This window comes from Paludibacterium purpuratum (assembly GCF_004363805.1).
Classification (GTDB): domain Bacteria; phylum Pseudomonadota; class Gammaproteobacteria; order Burkholderiales; family Chromobacteriaceae; genus Paludibacterium; species Paludibacterium purpuratum.
This window is the reverse complement of the sequence record NZ_SNZP01000002.1, coordinates 137,413-161,751: the sequence shown is the minus strand read 5'-3', so window position 1 is coordinate 161,751 and position 24,339 is coordinate 137,413. Positions and strand designations below refer to the sequence as shown.

Annotated in this window: 20 protein-coding genes; 15 read left to right on the top strand and 5 right to left on the bottom strand. The window is 61.4% G+C overall.

The features are described from left to right. Positions 1 to 10: 10 nt before the first annotated feature. The 15 genes from nusA to DFP86_RS02645 all read left to right on the top strand — a co-directional run bounded on the left by nusA (position 11) and on the right by DFP86_RS02645 (position 19,268). On the top strand, positions 11 to 1,486 hold the full coding sequence (nusA, locus tag DFP86_RS02715) for a transcription termination factor NusA (RefSeq protein WP_133678471.1): 1,476 nt from the start codon (positions 11 to 13) through the stop codon (positions 1,484 to 1,486). 42 nt (positions 1,487 to 1,528) lie between these two features. Continuing rightward, the gene (infB, locus tag DFP86_RS02710) at positions 1,529 to 4,330 is read left to right on the top strand and encodes a translation initiation factor IF-2 (protein WP_133678470.1); all 2,802 of its coding nucleotides are present in this window, start codon (positions 1,529 to 1,531) and stop codon (positions 4,328 to 4,330) included. 100 nt (positions 4,331 to 4,430) lie between these two features. Continuing rightward, the gene (gene rbfA, locus DFP86_RS02705; protein WP_133678469.1) at positions 4,431 to 4,829 is read left to right on the top strand and encodes a 30S ribosome-binding factor RbfA; all 399 of its coding nucleotides are present in this window, start codon (positions 4,431 to 4,433) and stop codon (positions 4,827 to 4,829) included. Continuing rightward, a complete protein-coding gene (gene truB / locus DFP86_RS02700; RefSeq protein WP_133678468.1) occupies positions 4,826 to 5,734 on the top strand; it encodes a tRNA pseudouridine(55) synthase TruB in 909 nt (302 codons plus the stop codon). Before rbfA ends, truB begins: the two co-directional genes overlap by 4 nt. A 121-nt stretch (positions 5,735 to 5,855) precedes the next feature. After that, positions 5,856 to 6,125 (top strand): 30S ribosomal protein S15, encoded by a 270-nt coding sequence (gene rpsO, locus DFP86_RS02695; RefSeq protein ID WP_133678467.1) that lies wholly within the window; start codon positions 5,856 to 5,858, stop codon positions 6,123 to 6,125. A 207-nt stretch (positions 6,126 to 6,332) separates the two neighbouring features. Continuing rightward, positions 6,333 to 8,480 carry a polyribonucleotide nucleotidyltransferase gene (pnp, locus tag DFP86_RS02690; protein ID WP_133678466.1) on the top strand — a complete coding sequence of 716 codons (2,148 nt, stop codon included), beginning with the start codon at positions 6,333 to 6,335 and terminating at the stop codon, positions 8,478 to 8,480. Between the two features lie 235 nt (positions 8,481 to 8,715). Then, complete coding sequence (locus tag DFP86_RS02685; RefSeq protein ID WP_133678465.1) at positions 8,716 to 9,921, top strand: aspartate aminotransferase family protein; 1,206 nt, start codon at positions 8,716 to 8,718, stop codon at positions 9,919 to 9,921. Positions 9,922 to 9,932: 11 nt separating this feature from the next. Then, positions 9,933 to 10,952 (top strand): arginine/ornithine succinyltransferase subunit alpha, encoded by a 1,020-nt coding sequence (aruF, locus tag DFP86_RS02680; protein WP_133678464.1) that lies wholly within the window; start codon positions 9,933 to 9,935, stop codon positions 10,950 to 10,952. A gap of 56 nt (positions 10,953 to 11,008) precedes the next feature. Next, a complete protein-coding gene (gene astA / locus DFP86_RS02675) occupies positions 11,009 to 12,037 on the top strand; it encodes an arginine N-succinyltransferase (protein WP_133678463.1) in 1,029 nt (342 codons plus the stop codon). A 617-nt stretch (positions 12,038 to 12,654) separates the two neighbouring features. Further along, positions 12,655 to 13,584 carry a branched-chain amino acid ABC transporter permease gene (locus DFP86_RS02670; RefSeq protein WP_133678462.1) on the top strand — a complete coding sequence of 310 codons (930 nt, stop codon included), beginning with the start codon at positions 12,655 to 12,657 and terminating at the stop codon, positions 13,582 to 13,584. Between the two features lie 13 nt (positions 13,585 to 13,597). Then, entirely contained in the window at positions 13,598 to 14,683 is a 1,086-nt protein-coding gene (locus tag DFP86_RS02665) for an ABC transporter permease subunit (protein ID WP_133678461.1), read from the top strand. Between the two features lie 3 nt (positions 14,684 to 14,686). After that, complete coding sequence (locus tag DFP86_RS02660) at positions 14,687 to 15,457, top strand: ABC transporter ATP-binding protein (RefSeq protein ID WP_133678460.1); 771 nt, start codon at positions 14,687 to 14,689, stop codon at positions 15,455 to 15,457. Further along, positions 15,454 to 16,164, top strand: a complete 711-nt coding sequence (locus tag DFP86_RS02655) for an ABC transporter ATP-binding protein (protein ID WP_133678459.1) — start codon at positions 15,454 to 15,456, stop codon at positions 16,162 to 16,164. The genes DFP86_RS02660 and DFP86_RS02655 overlap by 4 nt, the downstream gene beginning before the upstream one ends. 2 nt (positions 16,165 to 16,166) lie before the next feature. Next, positions 16,167 to 16,919 carry a YdcF family protein gene (locus DFP86_RS02650; RefSeq protein WP_133678458.1) on the top strand — a complete coding sequence of 251 codons (753 nt, stop codon included), beginning with the start codon at positions 16,167 to 16,169 and terminating at the stop codon, positions 16,917 to 16,919. Positions 16,920 to 17,138: 219 nt separating this feature from the next. Continuing rightward, positions 17,139 to 19,268 (top strand): anthranilate synthase component I, encoded by a 2,130-nt coding sequence (locus DFP86_RS02645; protein WP_133678457.1) that lies wholly within the window; start codon positions 17,139 to 17,141, stop codon positions 19,266 to 19,268. A 93-nt stretch (positions 19,269 to 19,361) separates the two neighbouring features. Here the strand turns inward: DFP86_RS02645 and DFP86_RS02640 are convergent, their stop codons facing one another. The 5 genes from DFP86_RS02640 to DFP86_RS02620 form a co-directional block, all read right to left on the bottom strand. After that, complete coding sequence (locus tag DFP86_RS02640; RefSeq protein WP_133678456.1) at positions 19,362 to 20,171, bottom strand: class I SAM-dependent methyltransferase; 810 nt, start codon at positions 20,169 to 20,171, stop codon at positions 19,362 to 19,364. A gap of 38 nt (positions 20,172 to 20,209) precedes the next feature. Beyond that, positions 20,210 to 21,034: a hypothetical protein gene (locus DFP86_RS02635; RefSeq protein WP_133678455.1), complete on the bottom strand. Its 825-nt coding sequence runs from the start codon at positions 21,032 to 21,034 to the stop codon at positions 20,210 to 20,212. Between the two features lie 236 nt (positions 21,035 to 21,270). After that, positions 21,271 to 22,383 carry an enoyl-CoA hydratase/isomerase family protein gene (locus tag DFP86_RS02630; RefSeq protein ID WP_133678454.1) on the bottom strand — a complete coding sequence of 371 codons (1,113 nt, stop codon included), beginning with the start codon at positions 22,381 to 22,383 and terminating at the stop codon, positions 21,271 to 21,273. After that, positions 22,380 to 23,156, bottom strand: a complete 777-nt coding sequence (locus DFP86_RS02625; protein WP_133678453.1) for an enoyl-CoA hydratase — start codon at positions 23,154 to 23,156, stop codon at positions 22,380 to 22,382. The genes DFP86_RS02630 and DFP86_RS02625 overlap by 4 nt, the downstream gene beginning before the upstream one ends. Positions 23,157 to 23,165: 9 nt before the next feature. Next, complete coding sequence (locus DFP86_RS02620; protein ID WP_133678452.1) at positions 23,166 to 24,326, bottom strand: acyl-CoA dehydrogenase family protein; 1,161 nt, start codon at positions 24,324 to 24,326, stop codon at positions 23,166 to 23,168. Between the last annotated feature and the right edge of the window lie 13 nt (positions 24,327 to 24,339).

Below are 24,339 nucleotides of genomic sequence, written 5' to 3'. Positions count from 1 at the left end.
GGAGGATTGCATGAGTCGCGAGATTTTGTTGCTGGTAGATGCGCTGGCGAGCGAAAAGAACGTTAGCAAGGACGTGGTGTTTTCCGCGCTGGAGTCGGCATTGGCTTCGGCAACCAAGAAAAAGATTGCCGACGACGAGATCGACGTGCGTGTCGAGATCGATCGCCATACCGGTCAGCATCAGTCTTTCCGTCGCTGGACGGTGGTCGAAGACGACCTGCTCGAATTCGAGAGCCGCGAGATCGGCCTGACCGAAGCCCGCGAACGCGATCCCCAACTGGAGGTCGGCTCGGTGATCGAAGAGCCGATGGAAGCTGTCGAATTCGGCCGCATCGGCGCTCAGACCGCCAAGCAGGTCATCCTGCAAAAAATCCGCGATGCCGAGCGCGAGCAATTGCTCAATGAATTTCTGCAGCGCCGCGAACACCTGGTGACCGGTACCGTCAAGCGCATCGAGCGCGGTAATGCCATCATCGAATGCGGCAAGCTTGAAGCCGTGCTGCCGCGCGAACAGATGATCCCGAAGGAAAACCTGCGCGTCGGCGACCGCGTCAAGGCCTATCTGCTGCGCATCGACCGTCTCGGTCGCGGTCCGCAGCTGGTTCTGTCCCGTACCGCGCGCGAATTCCTGATCAAGCTGTTCGAATTGGAAGTGCCGGAAATCGAAGAGGGTCTGCTGGAGATCAAGGAGGCCGCCCGCGACGCCGGCATGCGCGCCAAGATCGCCGTCAAGGCCAACGACCCGCGCATCGATCCGCAAGGCACCTGCATCGGCATGCGCGGTTCGCGCGTGCAATCGGTGACCCAGGAGCTGGCCGGCGAACGCATCGACATCGTGCTGTGGGCCCCGGAACCGGCTCAGTTCGTGATCAACGCGCTGTCGCCCGCCGAGGTCAACCGCATCCTGATCGATGAGGACAACCACGCCATGGACGTGGTGGTGGAGGAAGATCAGTTGGCGCTCGCCATTGGCCGCAGCGGCCAGAACGTGCGCCTGGCAGCCGAATTGACCGGCTGGTATTTGAATATCATGACTGTGGCCGAGGCCGAGGAAAAGCATTTGGAGGAGGATGCCGCCCTGCGTGAGCTCTTCGTCAAGCATCTCAGCATCGACGAAGAGACTGCCATGGTCTTGGTGCAGGAAGGGTTTGCCACCCTGGAAGAAGTGGCCTATGTGCCGATCGCCGAAATGCTGGAGATCGCTGGTTTTGACGAAACCTTCGTCAACGATCTCAGAAGCCGCGCCCGCGATGCCCTGCTGAACCAGGCCATCGCCTCGGAAGAGAAGGCCGAGTCGGGCAACGCTGGCTTGCAGGATTTCGAAGGGCTGAGTGCAGATCATCTGCAGAAGCTGGCCGAAAATGGCGTGAACACCCGCGACGATCTCGCTGACCTTGCCGTGGATGATCTCGTAGACATAACTGGCATGGAGGCTGAAACCGCGCGCGCAATCATCATGAAGGCGCGTGAGCACTGGTTTGAATAAGTGCCGGGTTTCAGTGAGCAACCGACGAATTTGGGAAAACGCATGGTATTGACGAATGTAAAGCAGTTTGCCAGTGAACTGGGTCTGACCCCCGAGCGCCTGCAGGAACAACTGCGGGCAGCCGGGGTGGGCGACCGTTCGCTGGACGCATCCCTGACGGAAAAAGACAAGACGCAGTTGCTGGATTATCTCAAGCGCTCCCATGGCGTGCGCGACGAAAGCCGCATCACCGTGACCCGCAAACAGACCAGCGAAATCCGTACCGCAGGTGGTACGGTCAAGGTCGAAACGCGTAAGAAGCGCGTTGTGGTCCGTCCGGAAGAATCCGAACCTGCGGCGCCTACGGCGCCCGCGGCCGCGGTGGTCGAGCCCAAGCCCGAACCCAAGGTCGAGGCGAAGCCCGAGCCTAAGCCGGAGCCGAAACCCGCGCCTGCACCGGAGCCGAAACCCGAGCCTGCGCCGGCCCCCGCGCCCGAGCCGAAACCGGCTCCTGCGCCCGAGCCCAAGGTCGAGGCGCCGGCCGAGCCGGTGCGAGTCGCGCGTCCTGCGCCGCTCTCGATCCTGTCTGCGGAGGAAATCGCCAACCGCGAGGCCGAGGAGAAGCGCCAGGCAGCGTTCCGAGAACGCCAGGCCGCGCTGATGAAGGAAAAGATCGATCGCGAAGAGCGACGTGCAGCCGCTGCGCGTCAAGCGCAGCAAGCCGCAGCCGCTCCGGCGCCGCGTCCGGCCGCTCCCGCGGAAGCGTCTGCCGAGCCGCGTCGCGATGCGACCTCGCGTCCGCCGCGTCCCGCTGGGCAACCGTCGCAGGGCGGTCCGCGTCCGGCATCCGGCAACGGTCCGCGTAGCGGTGCGCCGCGTCCTGCCGGCGCCGCGCCAGGTGGCGCGCCGGCCAGCCCGAGCACTGCGCCACGCTCGCCCGACAAGAAGCCCGCCTCCGGCAAGAAGGACCGCTGGGACGACAACAAGAATAAGGGCCGCGGCCTGAAGGTGCGCGGCGGCGATGCCAGCAGCGACTGGAAGTCCAAGAAGGGCGGTCGCAACAAGCATCAGGGTCAGCATGCCTTCCAGGCGCCGACCGAACCGATCGTGCACGAAGTGCTGGTGCCGGAAACCATCTCCGTCGCCGATCTGGCGCACCGCATGGCCGTCAAGGCAGCCGAGGTGATCAAGATCTTGATGAAGATGGGCATGATGGTGACCATCAACCAGGTGCTCGATCAGGAAACCGCCTTGATCGTGGTCGAAGAAATGGGCCATATCGGCAAGGCCGCCCAGGCGGACGATCCGGAAGCCTTCCTGGAAGTGACCGAGGGTACCGCCGTCGAAGTCGCTCGTTTGCCGCGTCCGCCGGTCGTGACCGTCATGGGCCACGTCGACCACGGCAAGACCTCGTTGCTCGACTACATCCGGCGCGCCAAGGTGGCGGCGGGTGAAGCCGGCGGCATTACCCAGCACATCGGTGCTTACCACGTGGAAACCTCGCGCGGTGTGATCACCTTCCTAGACACCCCGGGTCACGAAGCGTTTACCGCCATGCGTGCCCGTGGTGCCAAGGCGACCGACATCGTGGTGCTGGTGGTGGCGGCCGACGACGGCGTGATGCCGCAGACCATCGAAGCCATCCACCATGCCAAGGCGGCCGGTGTGCCGATCGTCGTGGCGGTGAACAAGATCGACAAGCAGGGCGCCAACGCCGAGCGTATCCGCCAGGAATTGGTGGCGCAGGAAGTGGTGCCGGAAGATTGGGGCGGCGATACGCAGTTCGTCGAAGTTTCCGCCAAGCAGGGCACCAATATCGAAGCGCTGCTCGAAGCCATCCTGCTGCAGGCCGAAGTGTTGGAACTGACCGCACCGCAAGAAGCGCCGGCCAAGGGCGTGATCGTCGAGGCTCGCCTCGACAAGGGTCGCGGTCCGGTTGCCACCTTCCTGGTGCAGTCCGGTACGCTGAAGAAGGGCGACATTTTGCTGGCCGGGACGGCATTCGGCCGTGTGCGCGCCATGATGGACGAGGCCGGCAAGCCGGTCGACGAGGCAGGGCCGTCTATTCCGGTCGAAATCCTCGGTTTGTCCGACGTGCCTTCCGCTGGCGAAGACGCCATGGTGCTGGCCGACGAAAAGAAGGCGCGCGAAATCGCGTTGTTCCGTCAAGGCAAGTTCCGCGACGTGCGTCTGGCCAAGCAGCAAGCTGCCAAGCTTGAGAATATGTTTGCCCAGATGGCCGAAGGCGAAGTTCGTTCCCTGTCGCTGATCATCAAGGCCGACGTGCAAGGTTCTTACGAAGCGCTGGCACAAAGCCTGCAGAAGCTGTCCACCGAGGAAGTGCGCGTCAACATCCTGCACTCCGGTGTGGGTGGCATCACCGAGTCGGACATCAACCTGGCGATTGCCTCCAAGGCGATCGTGATCGGCTTCAACACCCGTTCCGACGCCGCTGCGCGCAAGCTGGCTGAAGCCGAGGGTGTGGATATCCGCTACTACAGCATCATTTACGATGCGGTGGATGAGGTGAAGGCCGCGCTCTCCGGCATGCTGTCGCCGGAGAAGAAGGAGCAGATCCTGGGTACGGTAGAGATCCGTCAAGTGATCAACGTGTCCAAGGTCGGCAATATCGCCGGCTGCATGGTGACCGACGGCTTGATCAAGCGTCACGCCCAGTTCCGCCTGATTCGCGACAACGTGGTGGTTCATGCCGGCGAACTCGACTCGCTGCGCCGCTTCAAGGATGACGTCAAGGAAGTCAAGCAAGGCTACGAGTGCGGCCTGATGCTGAAGAACTTCAACGACATCCGCGAAGGCGACGTACTGGAAGCCTTCGAGATCGTCGAAGTGGCCAGAACGCTGTAATACGGCTGCGTTATCCCAAGGCCCGTCTGGCGTGTCGCTCGGCGGGCTTTGTTTTTCGCGGCGGGAAGGTGATGTTCCCGTCGTTTGAAGGAGAGTCAATATGGCAAAAGCCAAACGTGGGTTCGCCCGCGCCGATCGCGTGGCGGATCAGATCCAGCGCGAACTGGCCGAGCTGTTGCAGAAAGGCCTGAAGGATCCGCGCGCCGGTTGGATCACGCTGACCAGCGTCGAGGTGACGCGCGACTATTCGCTGGCCAAGGTCTACTACACGGTCATGGATGCGAAGACTCGCGAAGTGACTGCCGAAGCGCTTCAGCATGCCGCCGGTTATTTGCGCGGCGAGCTTGGTCGTCGTTTGTCGATTTTCACCACGCCGCAATTGCAGTTCGTCTATGACGAGTCCATCGAACGCGGCGTGCGCATGAGTCGTCTGATCGACGAAGTGGCCGAGCAGGATCGGGCCAAGCCGGCCGACGATGGCGAAAGCGCCGGCGAATGACCCAGGTTCGCCGCGTGAAACGCCCGGTCGACGGCGTATTGTTGCTCGACAAGCCCTACGACATCAGCAGCAACGGCGCGCTGCAGAAGGCGCGCTGGCTGTTCCAGGCCGCCAAAGGCGGGCATACCGGCGTGCTCGATCCGCTGGCGACTGGCTTGCTGCCGATCTGTTTCGGCGAGGCCACCAAGTTTTCCTCCTATCTGTTGGATGCCGATAAGGCCTATCGCGCGACGGTTTGTTTCGGTCGTACCACCACCACCGGCGATATCGAAGGCGAGGTGGTGCGCGAACGGCCGGTTGTCTTTAACCGCGAAGCACTGCTGGCCGCCATGCAAACGCTGCTGGGCGAGATCGAGCAGGTGCCGCCGATGTACTCGGCCCTCAAGCACCAAGGCCGGGCGCTGTACGAATATGCGCGCGAAGGGGTGGAGATCGAACGCGCGGCGCGGCGCGTCACCATTCATTCGTTGACACTGCTGTCGTTCGACGGCAATGAGGCGGTGATCGACGTGGTGTGTAGCAAGGGTACCTATGTTCGGACATTGGCCGAGGATCTTGGCGAGAAGCTGGCCGCCGGTGCGCATCTGACCGGACTGCGCCGCACCGCGACCGCGGGTTTCCGGTTGGACGATGCCGTGACCCTGGAGAGTCTCGAGGCGTTGGATCTGCCAGGTCGCGATGCGTTGTTGCTGCCGCCTGACGTGCTGGTGCAACACTTGCCGGCGATTTCGCTGGATGAACGGCAGACGCAACATTTTTGTCATGGGCAGGCTGTGCGCATTGATGAAAAGTGTGAGACAATGTCGCGCTTCCGGGTTTACCAATGGCAAACGCGGAAGTTTCTCGGACTGGCCGAGGCGCTTGACGGCGCCATGTTGCAACCGGTCAGGCTGATGGCGTCTTGACGCCGAATAAGGATCCGGGTTTGCCCGGGTCCGTGAACGAAGCATGGATGGGTTTTGGCATTGCCAATGCTCGCCTTGCTTGTCGGGCACCTGCCCCAAATCGATTTGGAGTTTTATTGCAATGGCAATGACCGCTGAACAAAAAGCCGCGATCGTCAAAGATTTCCAGCACAAGGAAGGCGACACCGGTTCTTCCGAAGTACAAGTCGCACTTCTGACCGCTCGCATCAACGATCTGACCCCGCACTTCAAGGCCAACACCAAGGATCACCACAGCCGTCGTGGTCTGTTGAAGATGGTTAGCCGCCGCCGCCGCTTGCTGGATTACCTCAAGCGTACCGACGCGGATTCCTATCGCGCCCTGATTACCCGTCTGGGTCTGCGCAAGTAATTGGCAGCAAGGAAAAAGTCGCAGCTGGTCTGCGACTTTTTTCTACCTGCCGCCGGTATTGTCACCTGTCCGGCGGAATCGTTAAGTCGTACCACAAGCAGCAACGGGGGGAGCCTCTAGTCATGACAGTCGAGGCGGCTGTTATCACTAGGGGTTCCCGTTGCATCAAGACGTTCCGCGCGGCGTTAACCCCATTAGGGAGCTTACGTGTTCAAAAAAATCGAAAAAACCTTCCAGCTTGGCAATCAGACCGTCAAGATTGAAACCGGCGAAGTCGCCCGTCAGGCCTCCGGCGCCGTTATCGTGTCGATGGATGAGACTGTTGTTCTGGTGTCCGCCGTCGGTTCCAAGAACGTCAAGCCGGGTCAGGACTTCTTCCCGCTGACCGTCGACTACCTGGAGCGTACTTACGCTGCCGGCAAGATTCCGGGCGGCTTCTTCAAGCGCGAAGGCAAACAGTCCGAGAAGGAAGTGTTGACCAGCCGCCTGATCGATCGCCCGATCCGCCCGCTGTTCCCGGAAGGCTTCTACCACGACGTACAGATCGTGGCGACCGTCTTGTCGCTCAATCCTGAAGTCGACTCCGACATCCCGGCCATGATCGGCGCCTCCGCCGCGCTGGCGATCTCCGGCCTGCCGTTCAACGGCCCGATCGGCGCCGTGCGCGTTGGTTATGCCGATGGCCAGTACCTGCTCAACCCGACCCGCACCGAGCTGCAAACCTCGCAGATGGATCTGGTGGTCGCCGGTACCGAACGTGCCGTGCTGATGGTCGAGTCCGAGGCTCGCGAACTGCCGGAATCCGTGATGCTGGGTGCCGTGGTGTTCGGTCACGAACAAATGCAGGCCGCCATCCGCGCCATCAACGAATTCGCCGATGAAGTCAATCCGATCATGTGGGATTGGCAACCGGCTGCGCACGACGAAGCGCTGATCGCTCAGATCCGCGGCATCGCCGGCGAGCAGGTCGCCGCCGCCTTCCGTCTGCGTCAGAAGCAAGCGCGCACCCAGGCCATCGACCTTGCCTGGGCTGCGGTCAAGGAAGCGCTGATCACCGAAGAAACCGACACGCTGAAGGCCAACGAGATCAAGGGCATCTTCAAGAGCCTGGAAGCGGAGATCGTCCGTGGTCAGATCCTGGCCGGCGAACCGCGTATCGACGGCCGCGATACCCGCACCGTGCGTCCGATCGCCATCAAGACCGGCGTGCTGCCGCGCACTCACGGCTCGGCGCTGTTCACCCGTGGCGAAACCCAGGCGTTGGTGGTGACCACGCTGGGCACCAAGCAAGACGAGCAGATCATCGACGCGCTGGCCGGCGAATACACCGAGCGCTTCATGCTGCATTACAACTTCCCGCCGTACTCCACCGGTGAAGCCGGCCGCATGGGCCCGCCCAAGCGCCGCGAAGTCGGTCACGGCCGTCTGGCCAAGCGTGCGTTGGTTGCCGTGCTGCCGCCGGAAACCGAGTTCGGCTACTCGATGCGCGTCGTGTCCGAAATTACCGAGTCCAACGGTTCCTCCTCGATGGCTTCGGTCTGCGGCGGCTGCCTGTCGCTGTTGTCCGCCGGCGTGCCGCTGACCGCTCACGTGGCCGGTATCGCCATGGGTCTGATTCTCGAAGGTAACCGCTTCGCCGTGTTGACCGACATCCTGGGCGACGAAGATCACCTGGGCGATATGGACTTCAAGGTGGCCGGTACCGCAAGTGGCGTGACCGCATTGCAGATGGATATCAAGATCCAGGGCATCACCAAGGAAATCATGCAGGTGGCGCTGGAGCAGGCCAAGGAAGGCCGCATGCATATCCTGGGCCTGATGAAGGATGCCGTCGGTGGCGTACAGGAGCTGTCGAGCTACGCGCCGCGTCTGTTCACCATGAAGATCAACCCGGACAAGATCCGCGAAGTGATCGGCAAGGGCGGTGAAACCATCCGCTCGATCACCAAGGATACCGGCACCGAGATCAACATCGAGGAAGACGGCACCATCACCATCGCTTCGGTGACGCAAGAAGGGGCCGATGCCGCTCGTCAGCGTATCGAGGAAATCACCGTCGAAGTCGAAGTGGGCAAGGCCTACGAAGGTACCGTGGTCAAGATCCTCGACAACAACGTCGGCGCCATCGTCTCCATCCTGCCGGGCAAGGACGGTCTGGTTCACATTTCGCAGATCGCTCACGAGCGCATCAAGAACGTGTCCGACTACCTGAAGGAAGGCCAGGTCGTACGCGTCAAAGCGATCGAAATGGACGACCGCGGTCGCATTCGCCTGTCGATCAAGGCGCTGTTGGAAGATGAGTCCAAGGCTGCGCGCGATACCGCCGACTCCTTCGGTCTGAAGACCGCAGAGTAACGCCGGTCCGCTGCGGCGGAATCCCGTCAACGCCACGAGCACCGTCTCGTGGCGTTTTTCTTTTGTGCGCGCGGAATTTTTATTATTCATAATTCTGCGCTTCCTCGGCATTCATTATCTATTCGGGGTTAAAATAGGCCATCACGACCGTTTGAATGGTCGATAAACCCATGGAGCCCTGTAGCGGCGCAAGCTGCGACACCCGATCAAAACGATATCGACGAAGGACAGTTACATGAATCAAGCCGTCACGCGTGCCACATTCGACCAAGTCATGGTCCAGACTTACCAGCCCGCCGGATTCATTCCGGTGCGAGGGGCCGGTTCGCGCGTGTGGGACCAGGACGGTCGCGAGTTCATCGACTTCGCCGGCGGTATCGCTGTCAACGCGCTGGGTCATTGCCATCCGGAATTACAGGCCGCGCTTGCCGAGCAAGCCGGCAAACTCTGGCATATTTCCAACGTCTTCACCAACGAGCCGGCATTGCGTCTGGCGAGTAAGCTGACTGAACTGACCTTTGCCGATCGCGCTTTTTTCTGCAACTCCGGTGCCGAGGCCAACGAAGCTGCGCTGAAGCTGGCGCGTAAATATGCCCGCGATCATTTCGGCGCCGAGAAAAACCGCATCGTCGCTTGCGACAACAGCTTCCACGGCCGAACGCTCTTCACCGTCTCGGTCGGCGGTCAGCCTAAATACAACCAGGATTTTGCACCGCTGCCAGAGGCGATTGCCCATGCGCCATACAACGACATCGAGGCACTGGAGCGTCTGGTCGATGCGCACACTTGTGCGGTGATCCTGGAGCCGGTGCAGGGCGAGGGTGGCGTGTTGGCTGCCGATCCAGCTTTCCTTTTGCGTGCGCGCGAGTTGTGCGACCGGCATGGCGCGCTGCTCATTTTCGACGAGGTGCAGACCGGTGTCGGCCGCACCGGATCGCTGTATGCCTATATGCAAACCGACGTCGTGCCGGATATTCTGACCTCGGCCAAGTCGTTGGGCGGCGGTTTCCCGATCGGTGCCATGCTGACGCGCGATGCCATTGCCGCAAGCTTCACCCCCGGCAGCCACGGCACCACCTACGGCGGCAACCCGCTAGCCTGCGCTGTGGCCTTGCGGGTGTTGGAAATCGTCAGCCGCCCCGAGGTGCTGGCGGGTATCCAGGATCGACATGGGCGCCTGGTCGCCGGTTTATCCGCATTGGGGGATAAATACGGGCTATTCAAGGAGATTCGCGGCAAGGGCTTGCTGCTGGGCTGTGAATTGCAAGGAAAACAGGCCGGGGCGGCACGCGTCGTTCTGCATGCGGCCGAGGCCGAAGGCCTGATGCTGTTGCAGGCCGGTCCGAACGTGGTACGTCTGGCGCCGTCGCTCTTGATCGAACACCAGGATATCGAAGAAGGGTTGTCGCGCCTTGACCGTGCGCTGGCCCATATCGCTTGAGGAACGAGTTCATGCTTACCGTCCGTCCTGTCCGTACCGCCGATTTGCCGGCCATCGAACGACTGGCATTCGATAGCGGCATCGGCGTGACTAGTCTGCCGGCCGATCGCGACCGGCTATTCGAGCGCATCCAGCGTTCGAATTCATCATTCGAACACGAGGCGACCGCCGGAGCCGGTTACGAGTATTACGCCTTTGTGCTGGTCGACGACGGCCAGGTGGTGGGTACCGCGGCGGTTGCCGCCGCCGCCGGTTTCGATGAGCCGTTCTACAGCTACCGCAACGAGATTTTTGTGCACGCTTCGCGCACGCTGCGGGTGCACAATCGCGTGCACGTCCTCAATCTTTGCCACGACTTGACCGGCATGGTGCAGTTGTGCGGTTTTTACGTCGATCCGGCCTACCGGCAGTTGGGCGCCGAGTTGCTATCGCGCGCCCGGTTGATGTTCATTGCCGGGCAGCGTTTGCGCTTCGGCAAGCGCATCATCGCCGAAATGCAGGGCTTGCACGATGAACAAGGACAGTCGCCGTTCTGGAACGCCATCGGTCGCATCTTCTTCGATATGGACTTTCCCCAGGTCGAACAGGCTTTCGTCACGCATAGCAAATCCTTCATCGCCGAGTTGATGCCCAACTATCCGATCTATGTGCCGCTCTTGCCCGACGAGGCGCAGGACGCCATCAGCCAGGTTCACCCCGACTCGGAGCGCACCTGCCAGATCCTGACGCGCGAAGGTTTCGAGACCGACGAGTACATCGATATCTTCGACGGCGGCGCGGTACTGACCGCCGACATCGATCGGCTCTACACCTTGCAACATTCCCGGCTGTATCGGGTCGAGGTGGTCGACAGTCTGCCGGCACTCGCCAAGACGCGGTTGGTCGGCAACGAACGTTGCGCGGGCTATGTCGCGGTGCTGGCGGCGAGCCAGCTTGCCGATAATGGCGTGCAGATCGAAGCCGAAACCGCCGAGACGCTGGGCGTGGCCGCCGGTGCCTGGATCCGGGTGACGGAGTTGCAGCTTGGCTGAATCCGGTTGGGCGCGGCGAGTACCGTGTCCGCCATGCGAAATCGAGAAAGACCATCATGATGATCATCCGACCTATCGCGCGTAGCGATCTGGCGCGCTTTATGGAATTGGCGCGAGTGGCTGGCGTGGGTATGACCTCGCTACCGGCCGAGGAGACGTGGCTGGCCGAGCGTATCGACCGTTCGGTCAAGTCGTTTGCCGGCGAGCTGCCCCAGGTCGAGCAGGGCTACGTTTTCGTGCTGGAAGATACGGCGCGCGGCCGCATTGCCGGAACTTGCGCGCTGGAGGCCGCCGTGGGCCTGAAGACGCCGTGGTACAACTACCGTATCGGCACGGTGGTGCATGCATCGGAGGAGTTGGGGGTCTACAAGCGGCACGACGCACTGTTCTTGTCCAACGACCATACCGGCTTTTCCGAGTTGTGCAGTCTGTTCATGCACCCGGACTACCGTGCCAACCGTAACGGCTCGCTCTTGTCCAAGAGCCGCTTGCTGTTTCTGGCGCAGTTCCCCGACCTGTTCAGCGATATTGTGGTGGCCGAGTTGCGTGGCGTGTCGGACGAGCAGGGCTCCTCGCCGTTCTGGGAGGGGTTGGGACGGCATTTCTTCTCGATGGATTTTTCGCGTGCCGACTATCTGACGGGGCTGGGCGAGAAGACCTTCGTTGCCGAGCTGATGCCCAAGCATCCGATTTACCTCGAGCTGTTGCCCGAGGATGCTCAGGCGGTCATTCGCGAGCCGCACCCGGACACCCGGCCGGCATTGAAAATGTTGAATGCGGAAGGTTTCCGCTGCGAAGGTTACGTCGATATCTTCGATGGCGGGCCGACCGTGCAGGCCTATACGCGCGAAATTCGCGCAGTGCGAGACAGCCGGCTGCGCCCCGTGCAACTGGCCAAGAGCGCCTGTGAGGAAGGGGAGCGTTGGCTGGTATGCAACACCAACTTCACCGATTTTCGTGCCATCCTGGTTTATGGCGCGACCGACGACCGGGTGACGTTATCGGCCGAGCAAGCCGACGCCCTGATGGTGGGCGAGGGCGCCAAAGTGCGTTGCGTTGCTTTGTCGCCAGCGCACAGAGCATGATTGCCGCGTGTCGATATGAGGTGGGCATAACCGATTGCTGTTTTGATTGAAAATGCCTCGTGCATAAATATTCCAAATGTAGACCGCGCCGCTTGGCGCGGTCTTTTGTTTTGTATACTTGTATTTTGTATACAAGTGAATCGTGCCCTGCGCAGCGCTGGCGTTGATTTTCATTTTCGAAAACGAGTGGGAAGAAACGGTGTCGACTAGACGGGTAATTGTTCATTTGTCAACAAAATGCAGACATTTTCATACGAGGGAAAAGGCTTCATATCAACCCTTTCTGATATACAAATCTACAGGGTGTTTGTTGTTTTTTGTTGATGAAAATGCAATAAATTCAATGGCTTGAGAATAAATAAAATAGTTTCGAAAAATGTGCCATTTAACCAATTGTTAAGATTGACAGTTTATCGAGCCCGCAAGCATAATCCGAACGACTGTCGGACAGAACACAATAATCGACAGCATGCGGTACCGGCGTAGCAATGCCGCCGCCTCGCGGGAAAGGCCAACGGGAAAAAAAGCCCTCCGCGTAGCTCGGCATGCGTCTATGCCGGAAGACGGGGCACAACCGCGTCTGCCGCCGGGATAAATAGAATAAGGAGATCTCCCTCGTGGACATTTTTCTGCAACAGATCCTCAACGGGCTGGTGGTGGGCAGTATTTACGCCCTCATTGCCCTCGGTTACACCATGGTGTACGGGATCATGGGCCTGATCAACTTCGCCCACGGCGAAGTGGTGATGTTCGGCGCCATGGTCACCATTACCGTTATCAGCGCATTGGTCGGTGCCGGCGTATCCTTGCCGGGGCCGCTCTTGGTGATCATCGGTCTCTTGATCGCCATTCCCGCGTGCATGCTGATCGGTTTCACCATCGAGCGGATTGCCTACCGGCCGCTGCGGGGCGCGCCGAGACTGGCGCCGCTCATCACCGCCATCGGCTTGTCCATTAGCTTGCAGCAGGTGGCGATCCTGATCTGGGGGCGTAATTACATCCCGTTCCCGCCGATCCTCAACCATGACGTCATTACCTTCCTGGGCGCCAGCATCACTAAGCTGCAGATTGTCATTATCGCTTTGTGCCTGCTGATCATGGTCGGTTTGTTGACGATGGTGGAAAAGACCAAGCTTGGCCGCGCCATGCGTGCCACCAGTCAGAATCCGGCCGTCGCCGGGCTGATGGGGGTCAACGTCAATAGCATCATCTCCGCCACCTTCGTCATCGGCTCTGGCCTCGGCGCGGTCGCCGGGGTCATGGTGGCCACCAACTACGATCAAGCGCACTACTACATGGGCTATATGATCGGGATGAAGGCGTTTACCGCCGCGGTACTGGGTGGTATCGGCAACCTGGGCGGCGCCGTTTGCGGCGGCATTCTGCTCGGTATCATCGAAAGCCTGGGCGCCGGCTATATCGGCGATCTGACCGGCGGTTTCCTCGGCAGCAACTATCAGGATGTCTTCGCCTTCGTGGTGCTGATCCTGGTGCTGATCTTCCGGCCAAGCGGTTTGCTGGGCGAAAAGCTGGCCGACCGTGCCTGATCAGGAGAACACCATGACCAATTCGACTCTTCGCGGCAAACTGGGCATCTACTTGGTAAGCGCGTTTCTGCTTGCCGCGCAGCCCTTCCTGGTGGGCGGGTTCCTGGGGAATTCCTGGGTGCGCATCATCGACTTCGCGCTGCTGTACATCATGCTGGCTCTGGGGCTGAACATCGTTGTCGGCTTCGCCGGTCTGCTCGACATGGGCTATATCGCCTTCTATGCCGTCGGCGCCTATACCTACGGTTTGCTCAGCTCGCCGCAGTTCGGCCTCCACCTGCCGTTTTACATCACCATTCCGCTCGGTGCGGTGTGCGCCGCCTGTTTCGGCTTGCTGCTCGGTACGCCGGTGCTGCGGCTCAAGGGCGACTATCTGGCGATCGTCACTCTGGGGTTCGGCGAGATCATCCGTATCTTCATGAACAACCTGAATCAGCCGGTCAACATCACCAACGGTCCGCAAGGCGTCAACCTGATCGACCCGATCCATCTGGGCGGTCTGACGTTGGGCAAGACGATGGAAATCGGCAGTCTGAGCCTGCCGGTGGTTTATCTGCACTACTACCTGTTCTTGGCATTGTCGGTGCTGGTGGTGATCCTGGCCACACGGTTGCAGCGCTCTCGCATCGGCCGCGCCTGGGTGGCGCTGCGCGAAGACGATATCGCCGCCGCCGCCATGGGCATCAACATCCGCAACATCAAGCTGTTGGCCTTCGCGCTCGGCGCCTTGTCCGGCGGCATCGCCGGCGGTTTGTTCGCCTCCTTCCAGGGCTTTATCTCGCCGGAATCGTTCGGCCTGATGGAATCGATCATGATTCTGGCCATGGTGGTGCTCGGCGGCATGGGCCACATCCCCGGTGTCGTACTGGGGGCCGTCGTGCTGACGATTGCGCCGGAAATCCTGCGCGATACCATCGGCCCGATGCAGATGAGTACCTTCGGACGCATGATCGTCGACCCGGAAAATGCGCGCCAGCTGCTGTTCGGCCTGGCGCTGGTGGTGATGATGCTGGTTCGTCCGGCCGGGATGTGGCCGTCCAAGCGGCGCGCACTCGAGTTTTCCGATGCCAAGGCCAAGGCCCGGGCGCAGAAGGGGTAAATCATGGCGGAAGTTTTGCTGAAAATTGAAGGCATCAACAAGCGATTCGGCGGCCTGCAAGCACTCTCCGGCGTCAATCTGGAGATCCCCAAGGGGGCCATCTACGGTCTGATCGGCCCCAACGGCGCCGGCAAGACCACCTTGTTCAACGTGCTGACCGGGCTTTACATGCCGGACGAGGGCTCCTTCACCTTCGACGGGCACGATCTGTTTCGCGCCAAGCCGCACAAAGTGGTGGCGGCCGGGATCGCGCGTACCTTCCAGAACATTCGTCTGTTCTCGGAAATGACCGCGTTGGAGAATGTGATGGTCGGCCGTCACATCAAGAGCCGTGCCGGGGCGCTTGGCGCCGTGCTGCGCGATCCGCGTACCCGTGCCGAGGAGGCGGCCATTCGCGAGAAGGCCTGGGAACTGTTGGAGTACGTCGGCATTACCGATGTGGCGGACGATCTGGCACGCAACCTGTCCTATGGCCATCAGCGCCGGTTGGAGATCGCCCGTGCCCTGGCCACCGAGCCGAAGCTGTTGGCGCTCGACGAGCCTGCCGCCGGCATGAACCCGCGCGAGACCGACGACCTCAAGCATCTGATGAGCAAGATCCGCGACGGCGGCGTCACCATTCTGCTGATCGAACATGACGTAAAGCTGGTGATGGGATTGTGCGACCGCATCGCTGTACTCGATTACGGCAAACGAATCGCAGAGGGCGTGCCCGAAACGGTGCGTAAAGACCCGAAGGTGATCGAAGCCTATCTGGGAGTGGCACACGAATGAGTCTCTTGGACGTTAAAAATCTGCAAGTGGCCTATGGCGGCATCCAGGCCGTCAAGGGCATCGACTTCCATATCGACCAGGGCGAACTGGTGACGCTCATCGGCGCCAACGGCGCCGGTAAGACCACCACGCTCAAGACCTTGGTCGGCATGGTGAAGAAAGCCAGCGGCAGTATCCAATTCGATGGCAAGGATGCCGCTAGCATCCATTCGCACGACTTCGTGCGCCATGGCTTGGCCATGGTGCCGGAAGGCCGAGGCATCTTCCCCAAGCTCACGGTGGAAGAAAACCTGTTGATGGGTGCCTATGCCCGCAACGACACGGCGCAGATCCAGGATGAACTGGTCAGGATCTACGACCTGTTCCCGCGCTTGAAAGAGCGTTGCCGGCAGCTGGCCGGCACCCTGTCCGGCGGCGAACAACAGATGGTGGCGATGGGACGCGCCATGTTGTCCAAACCTAAGCTATTACTGTTGGACGAGCCGTCGATGGGGCTGGCGCCGATCATCGTGCAAAAGATCTTCGAAATCATCCAGATGGTGGCCGCCGAGGGCGTTACCATGCTGCTGGTGGAACAGAACGCGCGTCTGGCATTGGAAGTCAGTCAGCGCGGTTATGTCATGGAGAGCGGCAAGATCACATTGGGTGGGGATGCGCGTGCGCTGCTCGACGATGAGCGTGTGCGCAACGCCTACCTCGGCGAGTAGCAATGAGCGCAGCGTTCAGCCCCGTCGTCCTGGTGCATCAGGCCGTCGGGGCTTTTTTACTGCCGCCGATGTGTTTTATCTGGCTGGCCTTGCTCGGGCTGTGGTTGAACCGGCGCGGGCCGGTGCTGCTGGCGCTGTTGCTGTGTTATCTGCTGTCCACGCCGCAGATGGCCTGGTGGCTGACCCGGCCGCTGGAACCGGTGGTTCCCGCCGTGGATGCCTTGCAGTCGGTGCAGGCGGTCGTCGTATTGGGCGGTGGCAAAGAGCTGGCGCCCGAGTTCGGCGACGAGGAACTGAAGCCTGACAGTCTGATCCGTGTTCGTTACGCCGCCTGGCTGGCGCGCGAGACTGGCCGGCCGCTCTTGGTGACCGGCGGCGCGCCGTTTGGCGGCGAAGCGGAAGGCGACATCATGGCGCGTACCTTGGCGCGCGATTATGGCGTGCGCGTGCGCTGGGTCGAACGCGCTTCGAATACCACGGAAGAAAATGCCATTTACAGCGCGCCGTTACTGCGCGCCGCCGGCGTGAAACGCATTGCGCTGGTTTCGAACGCCTGGCACCTGCGCCGCGCGACACTGCTGTTCAAACGACAGGGCTTCGAAGTGTTGCCCGCGCCGACCGGTTCTTTTAGCGATGCCCGGGATCTGGAATTACGTGCATGGCTGCCGTCGGGTCTCTCCATGCAGCAGTGCTGGACGGCCTTGCGGGAGTGGCTGGGCCTGCTCTGGGCCGGCTTTCACGCTGCAGTTCCCTGACCGAAAGGGATGTTAGGGAATAATCGCTTGCTTGCCGCCGGAGCGGCTGTTAGATTGACCTGCATGGACACGACCTTTTACACATACGGCTGGTGGCGGCTCGACTGATCGAGCGGCCGAACGTGTCTTTTCAAACCTCGCCGCTCGGAAGTTTCGAGCGGCTTTGTCTTATCTGTTCCCTCCGCCAGAAACGCCGAGCGCAAGCATTCGGAGAAACCCATGCAGCGCGATATTTATTTAACCCGGGGTGGTATCGAGATTGAACGCGAAACCATCGAGTGCGCTTACCCGCAAGCTGGCCAAACGCTGATCGATAGCCTGAACGCACGGCGCGGCGTGTGGTTTTCCTCGCGCTTCGAATTTCCGGGCCGTTATACCCGCTGGGATATGGGTTTCGTCGACCCGCCGCTCGCGCTGACCACGCGCGGGCGCGATTTCAGTCTCGCGGCCCTCAATGGGCGTGGCCAGGCGCTGCTGCCCGTGCTGGCGGCGCGGTTGGCCGAGGCCGACGAATTGGTCGAGACTTCGTTGAACGACACCGCCTTCAGCGGGCGCATCGTAGAGCGCGATGCCGACTTCAGCGAGGAGGAACGCAGCCGACAACCGTCTGCCTTTTCCCTAGTGCGAGCACTGAGTGCCTTGTTTGCCAGCGACGAGGACCGCGACCTCGGTCTGTACGGGGCCTTCGGTTACGACTTGGTGTTCCAGTTCGAACCGATGGCGCTACGGCTCGAGCGTGCCTCGGATCAGCGCGATCTGGTGCTATATCTGCCGGACGAGCTACTGTTGGTCGACCATATGCAACAGCGTGCGCGCAGGCTTCGCTACGACTTCCGCCTGGATGGCGCGGCAACGCACGGTTTGCCGCGCGACGGCTCGCCGGCCCCATACCGTACAGAGCTATCGCAGCCGCCGGCCGATTGCGATCATGCGCCCGGCGAATACGTGGCGCAGGTCGAGCGCGCTCGGCAGGCTTTCGCACGCGGCGACCTGTTCGAGGTGGTGCTGGGGCAGTTGTTCGCCGAACCTTGCGCCGATACGCCCAGCGATGTCTTCCGCCGATTGCAGCACAGCAACCCGGCGCCTTATGGCGCGCTGATCAATCTGGGAGAAGGGGAGTTCTTGGTGGCGGCGTCGCCCGAGATGTTCGTGCGCGTCGAAGGCCGACGTATCGAGACCTGCCCGATCAGCGGAACCATTGCCCGAGGGGGGGATGCATTGGCGGATGCGCGGCAGATCCTGACCCTGCTTAACTCCGCCAAGGACGAATCCGAACTGACCATGTGCACCGACGTCGACCGCAACGACAAATCGCGCGTATGCGAGCCCGGCTCGGTACGGGTGATCGGCCGGCGTCAAATCGAGATGTACTCGCGCTTGATTCATACCGTCGATCATGTCGAAGGCGTGCTGCGTGCCGAGTTCGACGCGCTCGACGGTTTTCTCAGTCACGCCTGGGCGGTTACCGTCACCGGCGCGCCCAAGCGTTCTGCTATCTCATTCATCGAGCAACACGAACATTCGCCCCGCCGCTGGTACGGTGGCGCCATCGGACGCTTGAGCTTCGACGGCAATATGAATACCGGCCTGACCCTGCGCACCGTGCGCATGAAGGACGGTATTGCCGAGGTACGCGCCGGCGCCACGCTATTGTTCGATAGCGACGCCGCCTCGGAGGACGCCGAGTGTCGCCTCAAGGCCTCGGCACAGCGCGCGGCTATCAGTGCGCAGGCGCCAGCAGCGATGGCGGCGGGCACCGCCTTGCCTGCGCGCGGCCGGCATGTGCTGTTGATCGATCATGAAGACTCCTTTGTGCACACTCTGGCAGGCTATCTGCGCGCCGAAGGCGCCGAGGTCGTCACCTTGCGCGCCGAACTTGCACGCGAGCGGCTGGCTGCCGGCCTGCGCCCCGATCTGGCGCTCCTTTCGCCAGGCCCCGGGCGGCCGGATGACTTCTCTATGCGCCATTCGCTCGAGATATTGATTGGTCTGTCGATTCCGACGTTCGGCGTCTGCTTGGGGTTGCAAGGCATGGTCGAATACTTCGGCGGCCGTTTGGGGCAATTGCCGCTGCCGGTGCATGGCAAAGCATCGATGGTGCGCAATTTGGGTGGTCGGCTGCTGGCAGATTTGCCGGAGCGCTTCGAAGTAGGGCGTTACCACTCGCTCTATGCCGAGCGTGCTACGCTTCCTGATTGCCTGCGGGTGTGCGCCGAGACCGACGACGGGATCGTGATGGCCATCGAGCACAGTACGCTGCCGTTGGCGGCGGTGCAGTTCCATCCCGAGTCGATCATGACGCTGGGCGCGGGGCCGGCCTTGATGGCGGCGTTGCTGCGCAACTTATAGTGTGTTTGGCGGGCGAATCCACCCTACGGCAGTTTGGGTAGGGTGCGTTCGCGCAGCAACGCACCAATCGCAGAGGACTGCCCGCCACCAATTTCAATCCACGCAGTGGGTGGCGGGTAGGGCCGTCCGGCACCAGTCTTCCAGCGGCAATTCATTGATCACCGACTGAATTCCTTGCAGCGACGGGAAGCCGCAATCTGTCGTCTGGTGTACGGTTTTGCGGAAACTGAGGGCGCCGATCAACGGCGCGGGGTAACCGGTGAACAGACCGCCGGGGTGGATGCGATGGAACACCGGGATGCGCGGATACAACGAGCCGCTCCATACATACGGCTGGCCAAGCGCATATTGACGATGATGATAGAAGGCGAAGAGCGCAATCGGGCTCATGTTCCAGTGGCCATGATTCGGAAAAGCCACCGCCACCTGGTGGAACACGAAGCCGCCCTCGTCCAGTAATTGATCGATGCTGTGGAAGACCTGGGCGACATTGAAACAGTGTTCGACGGTGCCCGGATCCAGGATCAGATCGAACTTGCCGAGTGCGGTGAGCGTGGCCTCGTCGATCGGCAAGTTCAAGTCGAGGATGAAATCCTCCCCGCCCCAGGTAATGGCATCGACGGCGACAAATTCACAACCCAGGTTTTCAAACAAACTGCGCGTTTCGAGCATGGGTTGATCGGCGACGTCGTGCCATCCGTGCCCCTGCCAGGTACCGGCACTATTCGCCAGCTGTTTCACCCCCCGCCAGTCGACCGATATACCCAGCTCGGTAAAATACTCGGGCAATGCCAGAAAGGTGGGATAGCCCAAGGCCAGAACGCGGGGCTGTCTTTGTTTCTCGTCTTTGATCCGCTGGATGAAATATTCCAGCACGCGCAGTTCAGTCACCAATAGGGCCATGTCGGCTCTCCATTAAAATCTTTGCGATAACAATTTTGCTAATTGCGCGGAAGGCGGATCACATGCGACGGCGGTATGGCATCGGCAATGAAATCTGCCAATTGAATGTTGGTCGGCCTGCCCGAATAGCACCGCTGAATCGGGAATCTGAGGTCATGCATCGCACGAACGCCTTTGCGGAAAATGAACGATCCGAAAAGGTTCGGGGGATACTGCGGGTAGGTTTCGAAGGGGTTGGCTTCTTGCAATACCGGCTCAAACCCACGCGCGTCCCGTTGGGTCGCCCATAGGCAGGGAATGCCGAGAATATAACCGCGCGGCTCGTAGAAGTCGTAGAAGGCCGTCGGGCTGATGCCCCAGAAAGTCTGATTAGGCGCGACAACCGTCGACTGATGATAGACGATCCCCTGCCTGGATAGCAGGAGGTCGATGTTCTGGAAGCCCTGGGCGATATTGAATTGGGCCGATAGCATGCCGGGATCGATGATCATGTCGACTTCGCCGAGCTGGCGCCGTAATGCGCCGGCAATCGGATAGTTCATGTCGTGCACAATGTGCGGGCAGGCGAGCGACTGGTCGGAAACGATCCATAATTCGCTGTTCATCTGCTCGAACAACGAGGCGGCCTCGCACATGCCGGTGTCCGCCATGTCGAGCCCGTGAGCCTGCCAAGCCGCCTGGCTGTCCTCGCGCTTGGCGACTTTGTCCCACGAGATACCCAGCCCAAGATTGGCAAAGGTGCCGGCATCGGCCAGGATGTCCGGGTAGCCCAAGCAGACGACTCGGGGCCGGCGCGGCCTTTCGGCGCGCAGGCTATGCAACAAGCGGGCAATGATGCCCAATTCACTTCCGGAAATGGCCATAGAAGGGATACCTCAGGATCATGAACCTGAATGCACCTCTCCCTTCCCGGTTGCAAGGGTGCCGGCATGGCGCGGGTAAGATGCGGATACATGGGGAGACGGCAAGCGTCGGCATAGTGCGGCGAGCAAGCTCCTCACTTGGGCGAAGCATGCCACATATGGGCTCGAATGCCAAATCGCGCCCCCGATGTAGTGGGGTGGCCAATCCCCGGGCGTGGTACCCGGGGTCACAGACCCTAGATGCCCAACCCCGCCAGCGGGTGGGCACCCTCGGGCCACGGCGAATCGAAATGGCTGTCGATCCAGGCATGATCGAGCTCGCCCCAGCCGCGCGACCACTTCGGCTGCCGATCCTTGTCCACCAGTAGCGCGCGCACGCCCTCGATGAAGTCCGTGCGAGCACAGATGTTGACCGATAGGGTCAGCTCCATGCGCAGGACATCCGCCAACGATTGGTGTGCGGTGCGGCGTTCGATTTCCCACGACAGCGCCGCGGTGGTCGGGCAGCCGTGCAGGATGCCCTCGCGAGCGCGGGCGAGCCAGGGGTCGTCGAAGGCGGCACATTCGATGGCGTGTACCACATCGGTGAGGGAGCCTTGATTCATCAAGCGGCGGATGGTGTCGAAATGACGCTTCACAGGGCTGTCGAGCGCAGTGTGATCTTCCATCGAGCCCAGCAACTGGCTGACGCTGGTTGCGTGTTCTCGCGGGTCGGCCGGCCAGTGCCAGTCGCATAGCCGGTCGAGCATGGCTTCGAAGGCGCCCGGCGCCAGGATGTGATCGCCCAGGTTGAGCAAGAGTGCGTCGGCGGCGTTGAGCGGCGCGCCGGTCAGGGCCAGGTACAGGCCGATGCGTGCCGGCATGCGCGACAAAAACCAGCTGCCGCCGACATCCGGATAGAGGCCGATGGTGATTTCCGGCATGGCGATGCGGCTTGCACCGGTCAACACGCGGTGGCTGGCGCCGGCCATGAGGCCGAGCCCGCCGCCCATGACGATGCCGCCGCCCCAGACGATCAGCGGTTTACGATAGCAGTGGATGCGGTAGTCAAGCGTGTATTCTTCGCTGAAAAAAGTCTGGGCGACCGGATGCGGCGCCGGCCGCGGGTCTTCCACTAGCGCTGCGCGTAAGGCGCGCACGTCGCCGCCGGCGCAGAACGCCTTGTCGCCGGCGCCGCACAATACGACGCAGACGATGCTCGGGTCTTGCTCCCAGGCGATCAACTGCGCGTCGAGTGCGCGGATCATCGGTAGCGTCAACGCATTGAGCGTCTTTTCGCTATTGAGGGTGGCTAGCCCGACGCTGTGTCCTTGGCCGCAGGGCAGGGTGGCGAACTCGACCGGATTCATGCTTTTTTCCATTGTGGACTGCGTTTTTCCAGGAAGGCATTGACGCCCTCGCGCTGGTTCTCGCTATCGAATAAGCGTGCGAAGGCTTCGCGTTCGCGCACCAGATTGCTGGCGATCGGGTGGTGGCGTCCCGACTGAATCAGTGTCTTGCAGGCGATCAGCGACGTGGGCGACTGGCGCGCCGCTTGCTCTGCCAGTTTCATCGCGGCGGCAAGGGCCTGGCCCGTTGGCACCATCTGTTCGATCAAGCCGATGCGCAAGGCGGTTGCCGCATCGACGCGCTCTCCGCATAGGACCATGCGCTTGGCCCAGCCTTCGCCCACCAACCAGGGTAGGTTTTGCGTGCCGCCGGCACAGGGTAGCAGACCCACGCTGGCTTCCGGTAGCGCGAGCAGCGCCTGTTCTTCGGCAATGCGCAGGTCGCAGGCCAATGCGCATTCCAGTCCGCCGCCCATGGCGTAGCCGTTGATGGCGGCGATGGTCAGGCCGCGGAAAGCGGACAAGGCCTCGAAGGCTTCGCCGAACAGGATCGCCAGTGTCTGCGCCAGCGCTTTGTCGCCGCTGGCGAATTGCTTGAGATCGGCGCCGGCCGAGAAGAATTTACTGCCGCTGCCGGTGATGACCAGTGCGTAGATATCGCCCTCGGCCGCCAGTTGGTGAAGCAACTGTTTCAGCGCCACCAGATTGTCGCGGGTGAAGGTGTTGGCCGGCGGGTTGTCCAGGTATAGCACTGCCGTGTGGCCGGTACGCTCCAGTTTCAGGGTGTCGGACATGACGTTCTCCTAACGCAGTTGGTCGAGCGCGCCGTCGCTCAACAGTTTGCGGGCAATGATCAGCCGCATGATTTCGTTGGTGCCTTCCAGGATCTGATGCACGCGCGCATCGCGTACATGACGTTCCAGCGGGAAGTCCTTGAGATAACCGTAGCCGCCGAATAATTGCAACGCTTCATTGGCCACCTTGAAGCCGACATCGGTCGCGAAGCGCTTGGCCATGGCGCAATAAGCGCTGGCGTCGCGGCTAGCCTGATCCAATTGCCAGGCCGCCAGCCGTACCATTTGTCGCGCTGCCACCAGTTCGGTCAACATGTCCGCCAGGCGGAACTGCACGCTTTGCATCTCGGCCAATGGCTGCCCGAACTGACGTCGCTCCGCGACATAGCCGGCGGCGGCATTCAATGCCGCCTGGGCGCAGCCGATAGCGCAGGCGCCGATATTGATGCGGCCGCCGTCCAGGCCGCGCATCGCCAGTTTGAAACCTTCGCCTTCTCGGCCCAGCAAGTTTTCCGCCGGGATCGATACCTGATCGAAGGCGATGGTACGCGTCGGCTGGCTACACCAACCCATTTTACGTTCTTTTTTGCCATAGAGAATGCCGTCAGCATCGGCGGGCACGAGAAAGGCCGAGATGCCACCGGCGCCCGGGCCGCCGCTACGTGCCATGACCACCAACACTTCGGTGCTGCCGGCGCCGGAAATGAACATCTTCGAACCGCTGAGGCGATAGCCGCCATCGACGCGCTCGGCGCGCGTTTGTAGCGAGGCCGCGTCTGAGCCGGCGTTCGGCTCGGTCAGGCAGTAACTGCCGAGCAGTTCGCCGCTCACCATTTTTGGAGCCCAGCGTTGGGCTACTGCCTCTTGGGCGAAGCTCGCCACCATCCAGGTCACCATATTGTGGATGGTCAGGTAGGCGGCGGTGGCGGTACAGCCGGCGGCCAGTTCTTCGAACACGATGGCGGCGTCCAAACGGCCAAGCCCCAGTCCGCCGAAGCGTTCCGGCACGTATAAGCCGCAAAAGCCCAGATCGGCTGCCTGACGGATCGTTTCGAGCGGGAAGTGTTCCTGTTCATCCCATTGAGCGGCCTTGGGCGCCAGTTCCTCGCGGGCGAAACGGCGTGCGGCGTCCTGGAAGGCGCACTGATCCTCGTTGAGGGCAAAGTCCATGAGCGGTCTCCGT

Bases quoted from the DNA above. Each gene is read 5' to 3' on its own strand.
- nusA (WP_133678471.1), top strand. From the start codon at position 11: ATGAGTCGCGAGATTTTGTTGCTGGTAGATGCGCTGGCGAGCGAAAAG.
- infB (WP_133678470.1), top strand. From the start codon at position 1,529: ATGGTATTGACGAATGTAAAGCAGTTTGCCAGTGAACTGGGTCTGACC.
- rbfA (WP_133678469.1), top strand. From the start codon at position 4,431: ATGGCAAAAGCCAAACGTGGGTTCGCCCGCGCCGATCGCGTGGCGGAT.
- truB (WP_133678468.1), top strand. From the start codon at position 4,826: ATGACCCAGGTTCGCCGCGTGAAACGCCCGGTCGACGGCGTATTGTTG.
- rpsO (WP_133678467.1), top strand. From the start codon at position 5,856: ATGGCAATGACCGCTGAACAAAAAGCCGCGATCGTCAAAGATTTCCAG.
- DFP86_RS02685 (WP_133678465.1), top strand. From the start codon at position 8,716: ATGAATCAAGCCGTCACGCGTGCCACATTCGACCAAGTCATGGTCCAG.
- aruF (WP_133678464.1), top strand. From the start codon at position 9,933: ATGCTTACCGTCCGTCCTGTCCGTACCGCCGATTTGCCGGCCATCGAA.
- astA (WP_133678463.1), top strand. From the start codon at position 11,009: ATGATGATCATCCGACCTATCGCGCGTAGCGATCTGGCGCGCTTTATG.
- DFP86_RS02665 (WP_133678461.1), top strand. From the start codon at position 13,598: ATGACCAATTCGACTCTTCGCGGCAAACTGGGCATCTACTTGGTAAGC.
- DFP86_RS02660 (WP_133678460.1), top strand. From the start codon at position 14,687: ATGGCGGAAGTTTTGCTGAAAATTGAAGGCATCAACAAGCGATTCGGC.
- DFP86_RS02655 (WP_133678459.1), top strand. From the start codon at position 15,454: ATGAGTCTCTTGGACGTTAAAAATCTGCAAGTGGCCTATGGCGGCATC.
- DFP86_RS02650 (WP_133678458.1), top strand. From the start codon at position 16,167: ATGAGCGCAGCGTTCAGCCCCGTCGTCCTGGTGCATCAGGCCGTCGGG.
- DFP86_RS02645 (WP_133678457.1), top strand. From the start codon at position 17,139: ATGCAGCGCGATATTTATTTAACCCGGGGTGGTATCGAGATTGAACGC.
- DFP86_RS02640 (WP_133678456.1), bottom strand. From the start codon at position 20,171: ATGGCCCTATTGGTGACTGAACTGCGCGTGCTGGAATATTTCATCCAG.
- DFP86_RS02635 (WP_133678455.1), bottom strand. From the start codon at position 21,034: ATGGCCATTTCCGGAAGTGAATTGGGCATCATTGCCCGCTTGTTGCAT.
- DFP86_RS02630 (WP_133678454.1), bottom strand. From the start codon at position 22,383: ATGAATCCGGTCGAGTTCGCCACCCTGCCCTGCGGCCAAGGACACAGC.
- DFP86_RS02625 (WP_133678453.1), bottom strand. From the start codon at position 23,156: ATGTCCGACACCCTGAAACTGGAGCGTACCGGCCACACGGCAGTGCTA.
- DFP86_RS02620 (WP_133678452.1), bottom strand. From the start codon at position 24,326: ATGGACTTTGCCCTCAACGAGGATCAGTGCGCCTTCCAGGACGCCGCA.